The 17,187-nt window shown below is 56.9% G+C and carries 12 protein-coding genes; 5 read left to right on the top strand and 7 right to left on the bottom strand.

What is annotated here, in order from left to right; all coding sequences use genetic code 11:
* Window positions 1-27 precede the first annotated feature (27 nt).
* From adk to rpsT, 3 genes are all read left to right on the top strand, one after another.
* Window positions 28-684 carry an adenylate kinase gene (gene adk / locus PuT2_RS12225; protein ID WP_093971267.1) on the top strand — a complete coding sequence of 219 codons (657 nt, stop codon included), beginning with the start codon at window positions 28-30 and terminating at the stop codon, window positions 682-684.
* Window positions 685-740: 56 nt separating this feature from the next.
* Complete coding sequence (murJ, locus tag PuT2_RS12230; RefSeq protein WP_093971268.1) at window positions 741-2,294, top strand: murein biosynthesis integral membrane protein MurJ; 1,554 nt, start codon at window positions 741-743, stop codon at window positions 2,292-2,294.
* Window positions 2,295-2,395: 101 nt separating this feature from the next.
* Complete coding sequence (gene rpsT, locus PuT2_RS12235; protein ID WP_093971269.1) at window positions 2,396-2,656, top strand: 30S ribosomal protein S20; 261 nt, start codon at window positions 2,396-2,398, stop codon at window positions 2,654-2,656.
* A gap of 251 nt (window positions 2,657-2,907) precedes the next feature.
* Here rpsT and PuT2_RS12240 read toward each other — a convergent pair whose 3' ends face one another.
* Window positions 2,908-3,207, bottom strand: coding sequence for a DUF3579 domain-containing protein (locus tag PuT2_RS12240; RefSeq protein WP_093971270.1), 300 nt, complete (start codon window positions 3,205-3,207; stop codon window positions 2,908-2,910).
* Window positions 3,208-3,363: 156 nt separating this feature from the next.
* Here PuT2_RS12240 and argF point away from each other — a divergent pair, with 156 nt between their 5' ends.
* On the top strand, window positions 3,364-4,317 hold the full coding sequence (gene argF / locus PuT2_RS12245; RefSeq protein WP_093971271.1) for an ornithine carbamoyltransferase: 954 nt from the start codon (window positions 3,364-3,366) through the stop codon (window positions 4,315-4,317).
* Between the two features lie 115 nt (window positions 4,318-4,432).
* On the opposite strand, the gene argG is transcribed toward argF, so the two are convergent.
* Genes argG through PuT2_RS16170 form a run of 3 tightly spaced genes read right to left on the bottom strand, consistent with a single transcriptional unit; the run spans window position 4,433 to window position 8,528 of the window.
* Entirely contained in the window at window positions 4,433-5,770 is a 1,338-nt protein-coding gene (argG, locus tag PuT2_RS12250) for an argininosuccinate synthase (RefSeq protein WP_093971272.1), read from the bottom strand.
* A 60-nt stretch (window positions 5,771-5,830) separates the two neighbouring features.
* A complete protein-coding gene (locus PuT2_RS12255) occupies window positions 5,831-6,478 on the bottom strand; it encodes an NTP transferase domain-containing protein (RefSeq protein ID WP_158214043.1) in 648 nt (215 codons plus the stop codon).
* On the bottom strand, window positions 6,450-8,528 hold the full coding sequence (locus tag PuT2_RS16170) for a methyl-accepting chemotaxis protein (RefSeq protein WP_199722889.1): 2,079 nt from the start codon (window positions 8,526-8,528) through the stop codon (window positions 6,450-6,452). Before PuT2_RS16170 ends, PuT2_RS12255 begins: the two co-directional genes overlap by 29 nt.
* A 239-nt stretch (window positions 8,529-8,767) precedes the next feature.
* On the opposite strand from PuT2_RS16170, the gene codA reads away from it, so the two are divergent.
* Window positions 8,768-10,066: a cytosine deaminase gene (gene codA, locus PuT2_RS12265; protein ID WP_093971274.1), complete on the top strand. Its 1,299-nt coding sequence runs from the start codon at window positions 8,768-8,770 to the stop codon at window positions 10,064-10,066.
* A gap of 49 nt (window positions 10,067-10,115) precedes the next feature.
* Here codA and PuT2_RS12270 read toward each other — a convergent pair whose 3' ends face one another.
* The 3 genes from PuT2_RS12270 to PuT2_RS12280 all read right to left on the bottom strand — a co-directional run bounded on the left by PuT2_RS12270 (window position 10,116) and on the right by PuT2_RS12280 (window position 17,185).
* A complete protein-coding gene (locus PuT2_RS12270) occupies window positions 10,116-10,919 on the bottom strand; it encodes an EcsC family protein (RefSeq protein WP_216820818.1) in 804 nt (267 codons plus the stop codon).
* Between the two features lie 64 nt (window positions 10,920-10,983).
* Entirely contained in the window at window positions 10,984-14,586 is a 3,603-nt protein-coding gene (locus PuT2_RS12275) for a response regulator (protein WP_158214044.1), read from the bottom strand.
* A 4-nt stretch (window positions 14,587-14,590) separates the two neighbouring features.
* Window positions 14,591-17,185 carry a PAS domain-containing hybrid sensor histidine kinase/response regulator gene (locus PuT2_RS12280; RefSeq protein WP_093971276.1) on the bottom strand — a complete coding sequence of 865 codons (2,595 nt, stop codon included), beginning with the start codon at window positions 17,183-17,185 and terminating at the stop codon, window positions 14,591-14,593.
* Window positions 17,186-17,187 lie beyond the last annotated feature (2 nt).

A 17,187-nucleotide genomic window follows, 5' to 3' on the forward strand; every position in this document is an offset into this window, starting at 1 on the left:
GTTCAAAAGTTACTTGGAGGTTCTTTCATGCGACTGATTTTGCTCGGTCCCCCCGGTGCTGGCAAAGGCACGCAGGCTGCGTTCATCACCGAACAATTTGGCATTCCCCAAATTTCTACTGGTGATATGTTGCGCGCCGCCGTCAAAGCACAAACTCCCTTGGGCCTCGAAGCCAAAAAAATCATGGATGCCGGCGGGCTGGTTTCTGATGACATCATCATTGGGCTGGTGCGCGACCGCCTGAAACAAGCCGACTGCGAAAACGGCTATCTTTTCGACGGCTTCCCTCGCACTATTCCACAGGCCGACGCCCTGAAAGACGCCGACGTGCGTCTGGACTACGTTGTCGAAATGGTCGTACCTGATGAAAACATCATCGAACGCATGAGCGGCCGACGCGTCCATCCTGCCAGCGGCCGCAGTTACCACGTCGTTTTCAACCCACCCAAAGCGCCCGACACCGACGACGTGACCGGCGAACCTTTGGTCCAGCGTGATGATGACCGCGAAGAAACGGTACGTCACCGCCTGTCGGTTTATCAAGATCAGACCCGACCCTTGGTTGACTACTATTCCCGTTGGGCAGAAACCGGCGACGCAAAGGCGCCAAAGTTCCGTCAAATTTCGGGCGTCGGCAGCGTCGACGAAATTCGTAGTCGTATCAATAGCGCCCTCAAGGGCTGATTACATGCTTTGGCCCTGGTTTTTGGGCCAAAGCATTACATGTACACATCATCCTCATGAGCCTGATACGGTCAGCCGCAACCGTCAGCAGCTTTACCCTGCTATCGCGAATCACTGGTCTGGTTCGCGATATTTTTATTGCCAGCTCATTTGGCGCCGGCCCACTGACCGACGCCTTCTGGGTGGCGTTCCGCATTCCCAATCTGTTACGTCGCCTGTTTGCTGAAGGCGCGTTCGCACAGGCCTTTGTACCCATTCTAGGCGAGGCCAAGAACAATCACCCTCCCGACACCGTCCGCCAGTTGCTTGACAGGGTTGCCCTGTTGCTTACGGCAGCGCTCATGCTGGTGACACTCCTAGGGATGTTGGCCACGCCGTGGGTCGTCAGCGCCATGGCAAGCGGCATGCGAGTCGCCTCAAAGCAAGCCGAATTCGAAGCCGCCGTCTGGATGACCCGGCTGATGTTCCCCTACATTATCTGCATGTCGCTCGTGGCATTTGCGTCGGGGGTCTTGAATACGTGGCGCCGCTTCGCCGTTCCGGCATTTACACCGGTACTGCTGAACGTCGCCATGATTCTGGCCAGCGTGTTTCTGGTGCCCTTGTTTGAAACCCCCATTTATGCGCTGGCCGTCGGCGTCATGGCAGGCGGTGTTGCCCAACTGACCGTGCAGTGGGTTGCATTGGCCAGACTGGGGCTAACGCCTCGGTTCTCTCTCAAATTGCGCACGGCGGCGCAAGACCCAACCGTAAGACGCATCATGCGGCAAATGCTGCCGGCCATTCTGGGGGTTTCAGTCGCCCAGATTTCACTACTGATCAATACGAATATCGCAACCTGGCTAACCTCGGGCAGTGTCACCTGGCTTTCATTTGCCGACCGCCTCATGGAGTTCCCGACCGCACTGCTGGGGATTGCACTGGGTACAGTATTGCTGCCTAGCCTGTCGGCAGCGCATGCCGCCAAAAATGGCAATGACTACAGCAACTTGCTAGACTGGGGCCTGCGACTGGTTATTTTGCTAGGCCTGCCCGCTGCCTTGGGCATGGCGCTGCTGGCAGAGGGTCTGGTCGCTACCCTGTTTCATTATGGTGCTTTCACGGCCGGCGACGTAGCGCAAACGCGCCTTGCCGTCATGGCTTATTCGGTTGGGCTGTTGGGTTTGCTATCCATCAAAATTCTTGCCCCCGGCTTTTACGCCAAACAAGACATTAAAACGCCGGTCAAAATTGCCATTTTGGTGTTGGTTCTGACCCAACTGTTCAATCTTGCTTTTGTGCCTTTATTTGCGCATGCGGGTCTGGCGCTGTCCATCGGGTTAGGCGCCACGGTCAATGGCCTTTTGCTCCTGGTGTTACTGCGCCGCAAGGGGGTTTATCAACCCGGGCCTGGCTGGTTAAAATTTTTTGTGCGCGTTATACCAGCGCTTCTGGCATTGGGGTTAGTATTAGTGCTGGCCAACCAGCACATCGACTGGATCGCACCCGGCCGTGCCTACCTGCGGGTCTTGTGGCTAGGCGCTGTACTAGCCGTAGCGGGGGCCGCATACTTCGCAACGTTGTTTGTATGTGGATTTCGCCCACGGCACTTTACAAAAAAGGCCCTGTAAGATAGAATCTTGGTCTTTGCTAATTAAACAGCTGCGATAAGTGTTGGGTGGGTGTACCACCCAGACCTTTGGCGGCATTACACTGTAAAATAAATATCACTATGGCTAACACCGCACAAGCTCGCAAACGCGCCCGCCAATCGGTTGCGCTCAATAAACACAATTCCAGCCTGCGCTCTATGTTGCGCACGTCCATCAAGCGCGTTCGTCAGGCTATCGAAGCCGGCGATAAAGCTGCCGCCACCGAAGTGCTGCGCAAAACATCCAGCATCATCGACCGCGTTGCCGACAAAAACATCATTCACAAGAACAAGGCTGCTCGTCATAAAAGCCGTCTTGCCGCTGCTGTCAAAGCAATTTAATTTCTGCAGTGGTTTAATTGGCAAAATTGCCGGGGTAGCGTATTGCTGCCAGCAATAAAAATCGGGGCGCCTAGGGCGCCCTGTTTTTTTGCCTGTTTTATTTACGCCAATTTGGCGACAATTTTTCAACCACTTGTCGCCGCTGCTTGCCTATACCGCTGGCGCTGTTATTTGCTAGCCCCCCAAACGCTCGACTCTCCATCAGCTTCGGTCACAACGCAATCGAGCCAAAGGGTCGTAAAAAAGCCCGGCTAGTCCGGGCGTTCGGGCGGTGCTTGCCGCTCTTGGGTTTTTAGCTGGTTGCTTTTGGCAAAATCACAAACAAAAGCCCAGGCCAGCGGTTCGAGATCTCGGAGCCGGTGGTCGACAACGACACACCTTACCCCATCGATATACGTGGGTACCACGTACGGCGAATAGGTAAGCCGATCACCCCGCATACCGGGCGGACGAAACTGCGACATGACCCCGGCAAGGCGCTCGGCCCAGTCGCTGGGACGAAACCGTTGGCCGGTTTCGGTAATGCCAAAAATAATTAGCTGCTGCACGATTCTGACAAAAGATTATTTACCCCATCATTGTACCGCTTTAAGCAGGTTGCCGCAGCGCACACCGGCCGCTCAGAGGCGGCCGTAAACACCACGCATCAGGGCGCGAAAATTGTTTATGATAGACAGCTTAAATCCGTACTCTCATCAAGGTTCACGATGTCCAACGTAACGTCCAATGCAACGACGCAAGCCGGCCCTTTACGCCACTTCCTGCAGTTCAAAGACTTCACGCCCGACGAAATCGAATACGTGCTCGACCGCGCTCGCCTTATAAAAGATAAATTCAAGCGTTATCAGCCGCATCACACCTTGCACGACCGCACGTTGGCGATGGTTTTCGAGAAAGCCAGCACCCGCACACGCGTTTCGTTTGAAGCCGGCATGTACCAGCTCGGCGGCTCAGTCATTCACCTCACCACAGGCGACTCGCAACTGGGTCGCTCCGAGCCCATCGAAGACACCGCCCGCGTTGTCTCTCGCATGGTCGACGTGGTCATGATTCGCACCTTCGAACAAACCCGTATCGAACGCTTTGCCGCACATTCGCGGGTGCCGGTCATCAACGGCCTGACCAACGAATTTCACCCCTGCCAGATTCTGGCCGACATCCTCACCTTTATCGAACACCTGGGCCCCATACGCGGTAAAACTGTCGCCTGGATCGGCGATGCCAACAACATGTCGTATACATGGCTGCAAGCGGCAGAACTGCTCGGGTTCACCCTGCATGTTTCAACGCCCAAGGGTTACGAGCTCGAGCCAAAACGTATTGGCAGCCCGCCCGCGCATACCTTAAAGGTCTTTAGCGACCCCATCGATGCCTGCCGGGGGGCACACCTTGTCACCACCGATGTCTGGACAAGCATGGGCTATGAAGACGAAAACGATGTACGTCGCAAAGCATTTGCCGATTGGTGTGTCGACACCGACATGATGTCGGTGGCGGACCCCAAGGCTATTTTCATGCATTGCCTGCCCGCTCACCGGGGCGAAGAAGTCACCGCCGAAGTCATCGACGGCCCGCAAAGCGTTGTCTGGGATGAAGCCGAAAACCGCATGCATGTACAAAAAGCGCTCATGGAGTTTTTGCTGTTGGGCAAGGTCGCCTGAACCCAACCCAAAATCAAGGCTCGCAAAAAAGCCCGGGGTGTTAACACCCCGGGCTTTTTTACGACGATATCAGTTTAGTAAAACGATACTTCCGGGGCGAAGCCCGGCGATACCCTTATTTTTTTGTTGCGTCTTGCAAAACAGGGACGCCATCGCCTTTCGAGGACGACAACAACCCGACCTGCGTATACGTGCGCAACTTGTCGCGCGTATCGACGATATCGAGGTTACGCATGGTGAGCTGACCAATGCGATCACGCGGGGAGAATACGGATTCGCCTTTTTCCATGGTGAGACGTTCGGGGTGATACGTCAGATTGGGCGACGTTGTGTTCAGAATGGAATAATCGTTACCCCGGCGCAGCTCAAGCGTGACCTCGCCTGTCACTGCTGCGGCAACCCAGCGCTGGGCGGCTTCGCGCAGCATAATGGCTTGCGGGTCGAACCAGCGGCCCTGATACAACAGGCGCCCCAATTTGCGACCGTTTTCACGGTATTGCTCGATGGTGTCTTCGTTGTGAATACCCGTGACCAGGCGCTCGTAGGCAATGAACAACAGAGCCAGACCCGGCGCCTCGTAGATCCCGCGGCTCTTGGCTTCGATAATTCGGTTTTCGATCTGGTCGCTCATGCCCAGGCCATGACGGCCGCCAATCGCGTTAGCTTCCATCAGCAGTTCGACCGTGTTGCCAAAGGTTTTGCCATTAAGCGCAACAGGCTGACCTTCTTCAAAGCGCACCGTCACTTCTTCGGCCTTGACCTGGACGTCGTCGCGCCAGAACGCCACACCCATGATGGGTTGAACGATCTTGATACCCGAATTCAGGTGCTCGAGGTCTTTGGCTTCGTGAGTAGCGCCCAACATGTTGGAATCGGTGGAATACGCTTTCTCGGCTGACATTTTGTAGTCGAAGCCATGCTGACGCATGTACTCGGACATTTCGGCACGACCGCCCAGCTCGTCGATGAACATCTGGTCGAGCCAGGGCTTGTAAATTTTGAGCTCGGGGTTGGTCAACAGGCCGTAGCGATAAAAGCGCTCGATGTCGTTACCCTTGTAGGTACTGCCATCACCCCAGATATTGACGTCATCTTCTTTCATGGCTGCAACCAGCATAGTGCCAGTAACCGCACGACCAATAGGCGTCGTATTGAAATACGTAACACCCGCTGTCGTTACGTGAAAGGCGCCGCTTTGCAAGGCGGCAATGCCTTCGGCCACCAGTTGCGGACGGCAATCGATCAGGCGCGCTTTCTCGGCGCCGTATTCAAGCGCGCGCTTGGGAATGGCATCGTAATCAGGCTCGTCGGGCTGACCCAGATTGGCCGTATACGCATAGGGGATTGCGCCTTTTTCACGCATCCACAACAGTGCAGCGCTGGTGTCCAGGCCACCCGAAAAAGCAATGCCGACCTTCTGGCCGACCGGAACGTTTTGAAGAATTGTGGTCATTGAATGGTTGCCCGAAACAAAGCTGTAAAAGGTGAAATTCTACACTGTATACCCATGACGCTACAGCAAAGGCGACATCCCCATGGGCGCAAGGTCGTCAGGCTGATCAACATCGCGCAAGACGCCGGCATGATCGACGGCCACCAGCACACGGGCAGGCAAATTAGCCTTGATGACCCGGCGGGCGCCCTCGTCGCCCTGCACCGCCTGCAAAGCGAAACGCCAGGACGCCCCCCACAATACCGGGTTGCCCGGCTGACCTTCGAAAACAGGCTGAAAAAACTGCGTCGCGGCCAACGACGGGTCTAGCCCGGCAGCTGCATCGTAAGCTTTAACCAGCGCGTTGATGACCCCGGTATCGACCTGCGGCATATCGCCCAGCATGATCAGTATGGGCGAATCGAGAGGCGTCATGTGGGCGGCCACCCTGACGGAAGCAGCCAGCCCTTCGGAAAAATGCGGGTTATCGGCAAAATCGACAGGCAAGCCGACCAGGGCCTGGCGTACGACATCGGACTGATGCCCCAGGACAACAACCACACGATGACACAACGAAGCCAAGGCCTGATTAACGATGTGCCGCAGCATGGGCTGCCCCTGGTACGGTAACAACAGCTTATTGCTTGCGCCCATACGCCGACCTAGGCCGGCGGCAAGAACAACGGCCGTAACCAGAACTTTACCCTGCGAGTCGGGGTGTAGGCTCATTAGCGTGTTGCGACATATCGATGACACGAGCTGCCGAATCGATGACGGCATCGCGTTTAAGTTTAAACACCGCCACCGCCTGCGCCAAGTGCTGCACCTGGGTTTCGAGCGAAGCGGCAGCCGACGCAGCTTCTTGAACCAAAGCGGCATTCTGCTGCGTCACGTCGTCCATTTGCACAACGGCCATATTAATTTGCTCGATACCGCTGGACTGCTCGTTGGAGGCCGAAGAAATTTCGGCCATGATGTCGGTTACACGCTTGACCGAGGTCACGATGTTGTTCATGGTCTCGCCAGCCTTTTTGACCTGCAACGAACCGGCCTGCACTCGGCCTACCGAATCAGTAATAAGGTTCTTGATCTCTTTGGCCGCCTCGGCACTACGCAACGCCAGGCTGCGCACTTCGCCCGCCACCACCGCAAACCCCTTACCCTGCTCGCCCGCACGAGCGGCCTCGACCGCCGCATTCAAAGCCAGAATATTGGTCTGGAACGCAATGCCTTCGATTACGGTCACGATGTCGGAAATCTTGCCGGAGCTGGCCGAGATATCGTCCATGGTCGTCACAACCTGGCCCACCACTTCACCACCTTGCAACGCCACGTCAGACGCGGTACGCGCCAATTGATTGGCCTGGACGGCGTTATCGGCATTTTGCTTGACGGTAGACGCCAGCTGCTCCATGCTGGCGGCCGTTTCTTGCAACGATGCAGCCTGCTGCTCGGTACGACTGCTCAGATCGGTATTGCCACTAGAAATCTGCGCCGCACCCACACTGATTTCTTCGACGCTCTGGCGAACCGCCAACACCGTGCTACTCAGGGCATTTTGCATCTGCTTCAGGCTGTCGAACAGCGCATGTACCTCGCTTTTGGAACGTGCTGGCACAGGCGGCAATTCGGCGCTTAGGTCGCCCTGCCCCACCCGCTGCATGGCGACAATCATTTGACGTACAGGGCGCAAGGTGACCGCGGCGCGCCAACCCACCAGCAACGCAATCAACAGCGCTCCAACCAGCATAATGACCATCTGCAATTTCAGGTCTTCGCGGCTGGCGGCCATAAATAGTTCGCTTTCGCCCTTGGCAAACAACAACCAGTTCCAGTTCTCGACCGATTGCCATGCCATCAGCGCTTCGCCACCATCCATTTGCAGGGCAACGCGTGAAAAGCCTTGAGGCTGGGCGAAATACTTGTTGAGTTCGACCTCGTCGTCGGCTGGATAGCGCGATGCCAGATCGGCACCGGCCATTGCCCCGCCCCCGGCCACATAGTGCCACTTGCCACCGTCACCCGACTTTTCAAGGATGGCAACCGAACCGAAATCTGCCACTTTTTGCGTGGCCACCCAGGCCAGCAGATTCTGGACGTCGGCATCGACATTGACACGTACCGTGAGACCACCAAAAACTTTACCGTCGGCAGTTACCAATGAACGGATGGCTATGGCGTACCACTGGCCATTGCGCTGGACCAGACCGGTATAGTCCTGGCCTTCGCTCAGGGTGCGCACCAGAAAATCATCGGCGGGAATAACGCTACCAATACGCGGCTGGCCGTTGTCGTCTTTCAGCAGTGTGGCCGCGCGAGCCCATTTGTCGCCCACTTTTACGATAATGGCCGGGTCAGCCCCTGTCATGCGGTTGATTTCTTCAAGCACCGCCGTATCGCCGTTAACCGTGATACCACCGGCCATGATACGAGGCGCGTAACCGATTTCGCCCGTGAACGCGTCTGAGTCTCCGAGCGTCGGCTCGCCACCCAACGCATCAATAAATGTAGGCATCAGATCAGACGCGCGACGCGAGGCAGAACGGAACACCAGTTGCAAAGACTGATCGACAGCGCTGAGTGCGGATTCCATTTCGCTTTGAACAGCAGCTCGGGCATTGTTCTGACTTTGCCAGCCCACCACCGCAGCCACAATAGCCATGACCGCCAACGTGGACAACAGCGCCGAGAACACAACCCGAAACGCTAAGCTTTGGCGACTGAACCAACCTGTGCCGACATTGACCTTTTTGCTATGCTTTGCCTTGCTGCTTGCCATGATGTTGTTCCGTGCCAGTTAAAGCGACATGATGTTAAAAAGATTGCAGGATAGTAACCGGACGTGACGTTTGATAAACGTCAAATACGAGTAAGAAAACCGTCGTATTCTTTATTTTTCAAGAATTTAAGGGTAAACACTTAGAGCCTGATCGCCCGTGCGCAACGACATAAATACGCGCATACACTTGAATTGCTTCTACCCGTACGCGCCGGTGTGCCCACCCCAAGGACAAATCCATGAAGGTTTCCAACGCGCAACTGTATGGCCAAAATGGCTTGTGGGATATCGAGCTGGCTCATGGGGTCATACAAACCGTGACCCCGGCCAGCCGCGCCAAGCAAGAACCGTTACCCGCCATTGCCGAGCAGCTCGACGCGACTTGTATCGACGCCAAAGGCGCACTGGTTATTCCACCTTACGTCGAGCCGCATATCCATCTTGATGCCACGCAAACGGCAGGCCAGCCCCGATGGAATCAGTCGGGTACGTTATTTGAGGGCATTGCCTGCTGGGCAGAACGCAAAGCGCAGCTCACCATCGACGACGTCAAGCAACGCGCCTGGCACACCCTCAAATGGCAGATCGCAAACGGCATCTTGCATGTCCGAACGCACGTCGACGTCTCCGACCCCACGCTCACTGCCCTTAAGGCCATGCTCGAGGTTCGCAGCGAAATCGCCCCATGGCTCGACCTGCAAATCGTCGCCTTCCCGCAAGAAGGAATATTGTCTTACCCCAATGGTGAGGCGTTGCTCGAGGAGGCCCTGAAATTGGGCGCAGACGTCGTCGGCGCAATCCCCCACTTCGAATTCACACGCGAATATGGTGTCGAGTCCCTGCACAAGGCGGTGGCGCTGGCCTGTCGCTACGACCGGCCGGTCGACGTTCATTGCGACGAAACGGACGACGAGCAGTCGCGGTTTCTTGAAACCCTGGCCATGCTCGCTCATCGTGAAGGTCTGGGGGCCCGCGTCACGGCCAGCCACACCACGGCCATGCACAGCTACAACGGCGCCTACACCTCACGCCTGATGCGTCTGCTAGCCCTGTCAAAAATCAATTTTGTCTCAAACCCGCTGGTAAACATCCATTTGCAAGGCCGATTCGACACCTATCCAAAACGGCGGGGGCTGACGCGCGTCGACGAACTCATGTCCCATGGTCTGAACATGTGCTTCGGGCATGACGACGTGTTCGACCCCTGGTACCCGCTGGGCACGGCCAACTTGCTTCAGGTACTGCACATGGGCATGCATGCCACCCAAATGATGGGGTACGAACAACTTGAACAGGGGCTTGACCTGGTGACGCGTAACGCCGCCATCACGCTGGGCCTTGAAGGCTACGGACTGGCGCCGGGCAACGCCGCAAACCTGGTTATTCTGCCGGCAACCAGCGGATTTGATGCCTTACGAAGACAAGTCCCCGCGCAATATGTCATCCGGCAGGGCAAAGTGATTGCCCACACGCAGCCCAGTCAAACACAGATCTGGCTGGGTACCGCTGAGCCGGTCGATTATGGGCAAATGCGCTAAATGTAAGCAATCCGACCAGGGCTAAACACGCCGACCGTACCGACCAACATTAGACACAACAGCGATCATACGCTTCGCGCACAGCCTCGACGCCATACTGGCGTTCAAGCCGGCGCACAATGAAATGACCGCGCGCCATGTCCTGGAAGTGGCTCATGAACAGCGTATTGATGGCCGCACCGCCGGCTGCGCCAATGGCGGGAATAGCTTGTGCAGCTGCCTTTTCGGTGACCTGAATGCCAAAACGCTTGGCCACCCGAGCAATCAGCTTGACCATCATCGGGGCCCCTTGGTCGGCCAGGCCCTTTTCGGCAATGTACTTACCGGCTTCGGTCACCGACTGAGCCAGAGCGGCGCGTACCGCAAAATAGCCGCTTTCGGCGCTGTCGTCGGCGGCCGTCCTGCCCCCCAGAGCAAATACCTCGATACAGGCGCGACGCGTGTCTTCGTGAGAAATGGATTCGCCGTGACCACGCGCGATGTCAGCCACAGAGCGCAGCATAATCGTAGTGGATACGGGCAGCTCGATGGCAATGGCGCCTAAACCAAAAAAGCCCCCAACCCCGCCGGATACCGCTACCCCGACCTTATGCCAACGGTTCGAGGGGTTGCGGCCAGGCTGGTCTCTCAAGGTGTACAGCGCCGCATTGGCCGCCTGCGTCAGCGCCTTCTGGGTCACATCACCGATCTGGCGCGACCACGATGCCGGCAAACGGGCCAAGCCTTTTTCTATCGGCATGCCGATAACCCCCGTAATGCGGGAGGCTAAACCGGGGTGTTCAAGCAAGTTTTTGGCCTGTTGCAAATCGGCCAGATCGTCTGGAGCAAACATAGAAGCCAAGTTTTGATGCATAAAAGCATAGCTTAGCGTGTTGCCCCGTAAAAAGCACCGATGCTACCCTGCAGGCAATACATACTTACAGCGCAACAACACGATTGCGACCCTGGCGCTTGGCTTCGTAAAGGGCCTCGTCTGCACGCTGAAACAGCATTGCCGCCTCTGCAGGGTCTTGCAACACCATGGCGGTACAACCTAAGCTGATACTGACATGAGGCGCGACGGGCGAGAACTCGTGCGGCAAAGCCAGCTTGCGTACGGCATCGCATAATCGCTGAGCTACAGCACGGGCCTGGCCAAGATCGGTTTCCGGCAAAATGGCCGCGAACTCTTCGCCCCCGTATCGGGCCAATAAATCGCCAGGGCGGTTCACGGCCTTGCGCAGCGCTGTCGCTACCTTGATAAGACACTCATCGCCGCGGCCGTGGCCGTAGTTGTCGTTGTACGGCTTGAAGAAGTCAATATCAATCATCACAAGGGCCATGGGCAAGCCATTACGACTTAACCGGCTGGCTTCGCGCGCCAATGTCAGGTCGAAACTGCGGCGGTTGGCAATTTGGGTAAGCCCGTCGATATGCGACATTTCCTCGAGCATGTCAGCCTTGGCCTTGAGCCGCACCTGATTGCGGATACGCGCCCGCACAATAGGCAGATGGAATGGCTTGGTAATGTAGTCGACAGCCCCCAAATTGAGCCCTTGCTCTTCCTCGACGGCCTCTGTCAGGGCGCTGACAAAGATAATCGGAATCGACTGGGTCGCCGGATTATTCTTCAGGGCACGACACACCGCGTAACCGTCCATACCGGGCATCATGATGTCCAGCAGGATCAAGTCGGGCGGGTGATCGCCCTGCGCAATGGCCAGTGCCTTCTCACCTTTACCCGCAACCTGAATAACATAATCGTCTTTCAAATAGTTGGCGAGCATTTTGACGTTAGCGGGCACGTCGTCGACGATCAGCAAGGTCTTGCGCTCGTCGCCGGGCGTACTCATCGCCACGGCGAGCTCGGCCGGCCGTTCGGACATGGCCTCAAGCCAAGCCGCCAGCACCTCGCTCAAGGTCTGGACATCAAACGGCTTGCCTAAATGAGCGTCCATACCTGCAGCCAGCGCTCGATCAAGGTCTTCCACCAGACCCGCCGCCGTCATGGCGATAATGGGTACGGCTTCGTCCAGGTTTCTGATCTGCCGCGCCGCCTCGTAGCCGTCCATAACCGGCATTTGGATGTCCATCAGAACCGCATCGAATTGACCTTCTTTAAAGCACTCGACAGCTTCGACGCCATTTGCCGCCGAGACGGCTTGCAACCCCAGCCGTGCAAGCTGCGACATCGTGACCTCGCGGTTAATCTCGTTATCGTCCACAACCAAGACCCGCTGTCCGGCAAACCGGCCCGCCACAACCGCAGACGTCTCGTCCAGACCCGATCGACGCAATTGCTCGAACATATCGCGCAGTCGTGCGCGCAGAACCGGCTTGGGCAATACAGGAAAGTCATCTTCGGGCAACATACTGGCTTGAGCAATGGCCTCGGTGCCCGCAAGCACAAACCAGGGCTCAGTCTTGTTTCGGGCGCGGTACAAATGACGCAAACGGCGTAAAGTGTTCAGTCCGGTTAGCGGTGCCAACGACCAGTCGACAATCACAATATCGAAAATGCCGCCGGTCTCGAGACGAGCCGCAATCAGCTCAATTGCCTGCTCACCGCTTTCGACTGTGTCGACAACGGCGCCCCATGCCGCCAACAGCTCTGTTAACGCCTCTTGTGCCCGCGCATCATCCTCAACCACGAGCACATGACACGGCTCAGATCCGCAGGGCGGTTGGTCGGGCACAGCTTGTATTGCCGGATCCAGTGAAAAAGCCAGCTCGAAACTGAATTGCGACCCCTCGTTCAAGCGGCTTCGGGCATTGATGCCGCCACCCCCCATCAACTGCACCAAAGCTTGACTGACCGGCAGCCCCAGCCCCGCTCCGCTGTACCGCCGCGTATTAGACGAATCTAATTGCGAAAAAGGCTTGAATAAATAAGGCAACTGGTCATTTTCGATACCCGGGCCGCTGTCTGAAACGTCGAATCGAAGCCAGGCCTGTCTGCCCTCGCGCCGAACCAAGCTTACGCCGGCCGCGACATAACCTTGTTCGGTAAACTTGACGGCATTACCCACCAGCTTCATCAGCACTTGGGCCAGCCGCAACGGATCACCCGTCAGCCCGGCCGGAATGTCCGGGTCGACACGCAGCACCAATTCGAGGCGTTTGTCGGATGCCGGGCGCGCAAACATCGCGGCGAGTTGCTCGAAGACATCATCTACCTGAAACGGCTGCAGCTTGATCTGCAAATCGCGGCTATCCAGCTGCGAGTAATCAAGAATGTCGTCAACCATCAGCAGTAACGCGCGCGCCGCCTGCCTGACCTGCTCGGTGCGCCGATGCTGCAACGGTGACTGCGATTCGCCCAATTGCAGGTCAGCCATACCGATAATGGCGTTCAAGGGGGTACGAAGTTCGTGGCTCATGTTGGCTAGAAAAGCCGATTTTGCGCGGTTCGCAGCATCTGCCTGCACCTTGGCATCTCGCAACTCAAGATTCTGATGCGCTTGATGACCCATCAACCGGTTAAAGGCGTGCACCAGTTGCCCCACTTCATCAGGCTTGGCGACCTCGAGCGTCGTCGAGTCGCGCGTGCCTTCAATCATGGCCTGAACATCAGTTGCCGCGATTTCGAGGGGCCGAAGCTGACGACGGATATACACGGCCACGCACGCACCCGCCCCTATCGTCAGCAAGCCGGTAAGTAACGCCAGCTTAAGCAATAAAGCATGCACCGGCGCCAGGGCTAGGTCGGTAGGCAAGGTATGCACGACCAACCAGTCCATCATCTTGAGTGGCCGCGCTGAATAAATGACACGTTCTCCAAGCGGCGACCGAGCCACGCCCTGCAAATGCCCCGCCATTATCTGCGAAACCAATCCATTATCATGCAACGCATCCAGAGGCTGCAGGGCCAGTTCAGCAAGGGTTGACGCCACAACCACCTTGCGCTCAAGGTCTAGTACAAACAACTGACCGCCATGGCTCAGTTGTTTGGTTGACACCTGGGTCAACAGATTGTCTCTGGTCAGCCGGGTCACGCCAAAAACCATACCCAACAAACTGCGGTCGCCCGACAAAATGGGCACGGCAATGACAAATACCGGCTCGGCAGTCGCCCCACCAATAACCGGTGGCGATATCACCGGCACCTTATCGCGTAGCACTCGCTGGAAATGCGCCCGGCCCGACAGGTCCCGGCCGACCCGGCCGGGCCGCGTGGGAGAATCGATAAGGACCACCCCGTTCTCATCGGTGATGACAAGCCCGTTATTAAACGCTGAGCGCAACATCACTCGACTATCGAGCGCCGTGCGCAATTCGGACACGTCACGCAAGGCATTTCCGTCGTGCAGTAACTGCGAAAACACAACAAGCGCCTCTCGGCGGTCAGCCAGCCCTTGGTCGATACGCTCAGCCACAAGATCCGTCGTGGACTCTTCATGAACCAATAACTGTGCCCGATTATCTTGGTAAACGAAATAACCGACCGACAACAGCGAACAGAGCGCGGTGATGCCAATGACCCACAGCATGGCCAACGTCAGCCGCCGCACCAGCGAGGACCTGACTCGAAAAGCCGACATGGCGCTACCCTGCTCCCAGCTCGCGACGCAAGGCCGCCAACGCTTCGGCCGCCGCATCAAAATCCAGCCCGTCAAGTGCCGACTCAAGTGGCGGCCAGAAGGTTTGCCTCAACGTCGTTGGCAAACATGCGGCAATATCAGCCAACGTTTCCTCACTGATAAACTGGCTTGACGCAATCGCGGCCGACAAAGCCTGCAACCTGAACATAAGCGGCCGCGTGTCTATTGGCCCGGTATTGAGCTGCTGCCACTCAGCGGGCTCTGCTGGGTCTGAGAGATACGCGGCTATTTGGTCCGACAACTGCAACCGCAAGGTTTCGAAAGAATCGATCAGCGTCGGCGCAGGCACCTTGCGCTGTTTCAGGTGCCGGTCGATATCGCCGGCCAGTACGGCCAGCTCTTCCAGGGCAAGATTGCCCGCCACACCTTTTAAACTATGCACCAGGCTTTGCGCAACGACAAATTCCGCGGCGGTGCTTTTGGCGTCCAACCCAAGCAAGATTGTGACCAGCCGACCGTAATGTCGGTCGAGTTGCTCTGAAAACTGGGCGAGCAATTTACGATACAGCGTCGCGTTCCCCATCAGACGATCAATCGCGGCCTGGACATGCAGGTAATCGGTATGATCATCGCGCGGCGGCGATACTGCCGCCATCTGGCCTGAACCCCCGAAGTCGATCGCCCCGTGTCCCAACCAGCGAGCCAGCGTGTCATATAAATCGGCCGACTCAACAGGCTTGACCAAATACGCGTCAAAGCCCGCTGCCACGCTGCGGACACGATCGTTTTGCGTTGTAGCCGCCGTCAGCGCAATCACCGGCACACTCAGGCCTCGCGCGCGCATACTGCGCGCAACCGCAAAGCCGTCGATATACGGTAAACCAATATCCAAAATAACTGCATCGAAGACCTGAGTGTCGATCAGCTTCAACGCCTCGGGCCCGCTAGCGGCACACACGACGGACAACCCAAACTGAACCAGCTGTGCAGACTCGATTTCCTGACTGATCGGGTCATCCTCGATGAGCAGTACCCGCCCCGCCAGCGCACGTACTGTCAACTGACCAAAAGTTGTGTCGATAGGTTCGGGCAACGGCAACTGACCGCGTCGCAACGGCAACACAAAGCTGAAGGTTGCACCCTCACCCGGACGACTGTCGATATGAATGTTGTCCCCGCCCATGGCACTTACCAGGCGCTGACAAATGGCCAAACCAAGCCCAGACCCGCCATAGTCCCGACTGATGGTGCTGTCAGCCTGAATAAAAGCCTTGAACAAGCGGTCGTGCTGACCACCGGCAACGCCTATCCCCGTATCCGACACCGAGAACTTCAACCACTCGGTATCATCCTGCCGGCGCACGACATCGACATGCAATTCAACGCCCCCGCGTGCCGTGAACTTCAGCGCATTGCTCAGCAAATTCTGCAACACCTGACGCAGGCGCAATTCATCGCCTTCGTAAACGTTCAGGGTGACCTCATCGGCAAACACCCTAAGGTCAAGCCCCTTGTCGTCGGCAAGGGGCTGGAACAAGCTCACGACCGCATTGACGACGTTTGCGGGTGAAAACGGGCGCGACGCAATATCCAGTTTTTGGGCGTCTATTTTTGACATGTCGAGCACGTTGTTAAGCAACGTCAACAAATGCCTGGACGACTGGTTAATCTGGCGCAATGTCTGGTGAAGAGTCGTGACCTCGGTGGCCTGCAGGCCCATCTGACTTAAACCGATCAACCCAGACAGTGGTGTGCGTATTTCGTGGCTGAGGTGTGCCAGGAAGACCGATTTCGCCTGGTTCGCCATCTCGGCCTCTTGCCTGGCCAGCTCGACCGCATGCTGCGCCTCGATGGTGCTGTCTATGGGCACGTGTGTGCCCAACATGATCAGGGGTCGCTGTTCATTGTCGTAAGCCGTGACCTTGCCGCGCGACTCAAGCCAGGTCCAGCCGCCCTCTGCGTTTCTAAGTCGAAACCCGACCTGAAAACTTTGATTGACATGTTTTAGCGGCCCCACACGTGAAAAGGCCTCGGGCGCGTCATCGGGATGCATGAGCGACCTGAACACCTCGAGGGTCATGGGAAACGACTGCGGCGCGTAACCCAGCTGACTATAAGCCTCATCAGACCAATTGACCTCGTTCGTGTGAAGGTCCCATCGCCACAGACCCGTATTCGAGGCTTCCATGGTCAACAGAAAACTGGCCTGCATTTCGGCCAGTGTGGCCTCTTGCTGCTTTCGACTCGTAATATCGAAGATATACCCGTACCATAGCGTTGCGCCGTCGGCGAGCCGCTGCGGCGTAGACTCGCCGCTGACCCAACGCACAGGCTGCCCTGGGCAACAAACGCGATACTCGGCCCGCCATAGTTCAAGCGTGCGTGCCGACGCCAGAATGCTTTCGCGAACCCGCGGTAAATCGTCAGGGTGCAGCAGCGCCAGCACTTTACTTGCATCGGCCACCACTTCTTCAGGGCTGACACCGTAAATGTCACGCATCCCCCTGCTGGCATAAGGAAACGCCATACGTCCATCGGGATACATGACGAACTCATACAAGACCCCGGGCACATGATCGGCCAAACGGTTCAACGGCATTA

It is taken from the genome of Pusillimonas sp. T2 (assembly GCF_002236805.1).
Taxonomy (GTDB): Bacteria; Pseudomonadota; Gammaproteobacteria; order Burkholderiales; family Burkholderiaceae_B; genus Neopusillimonas.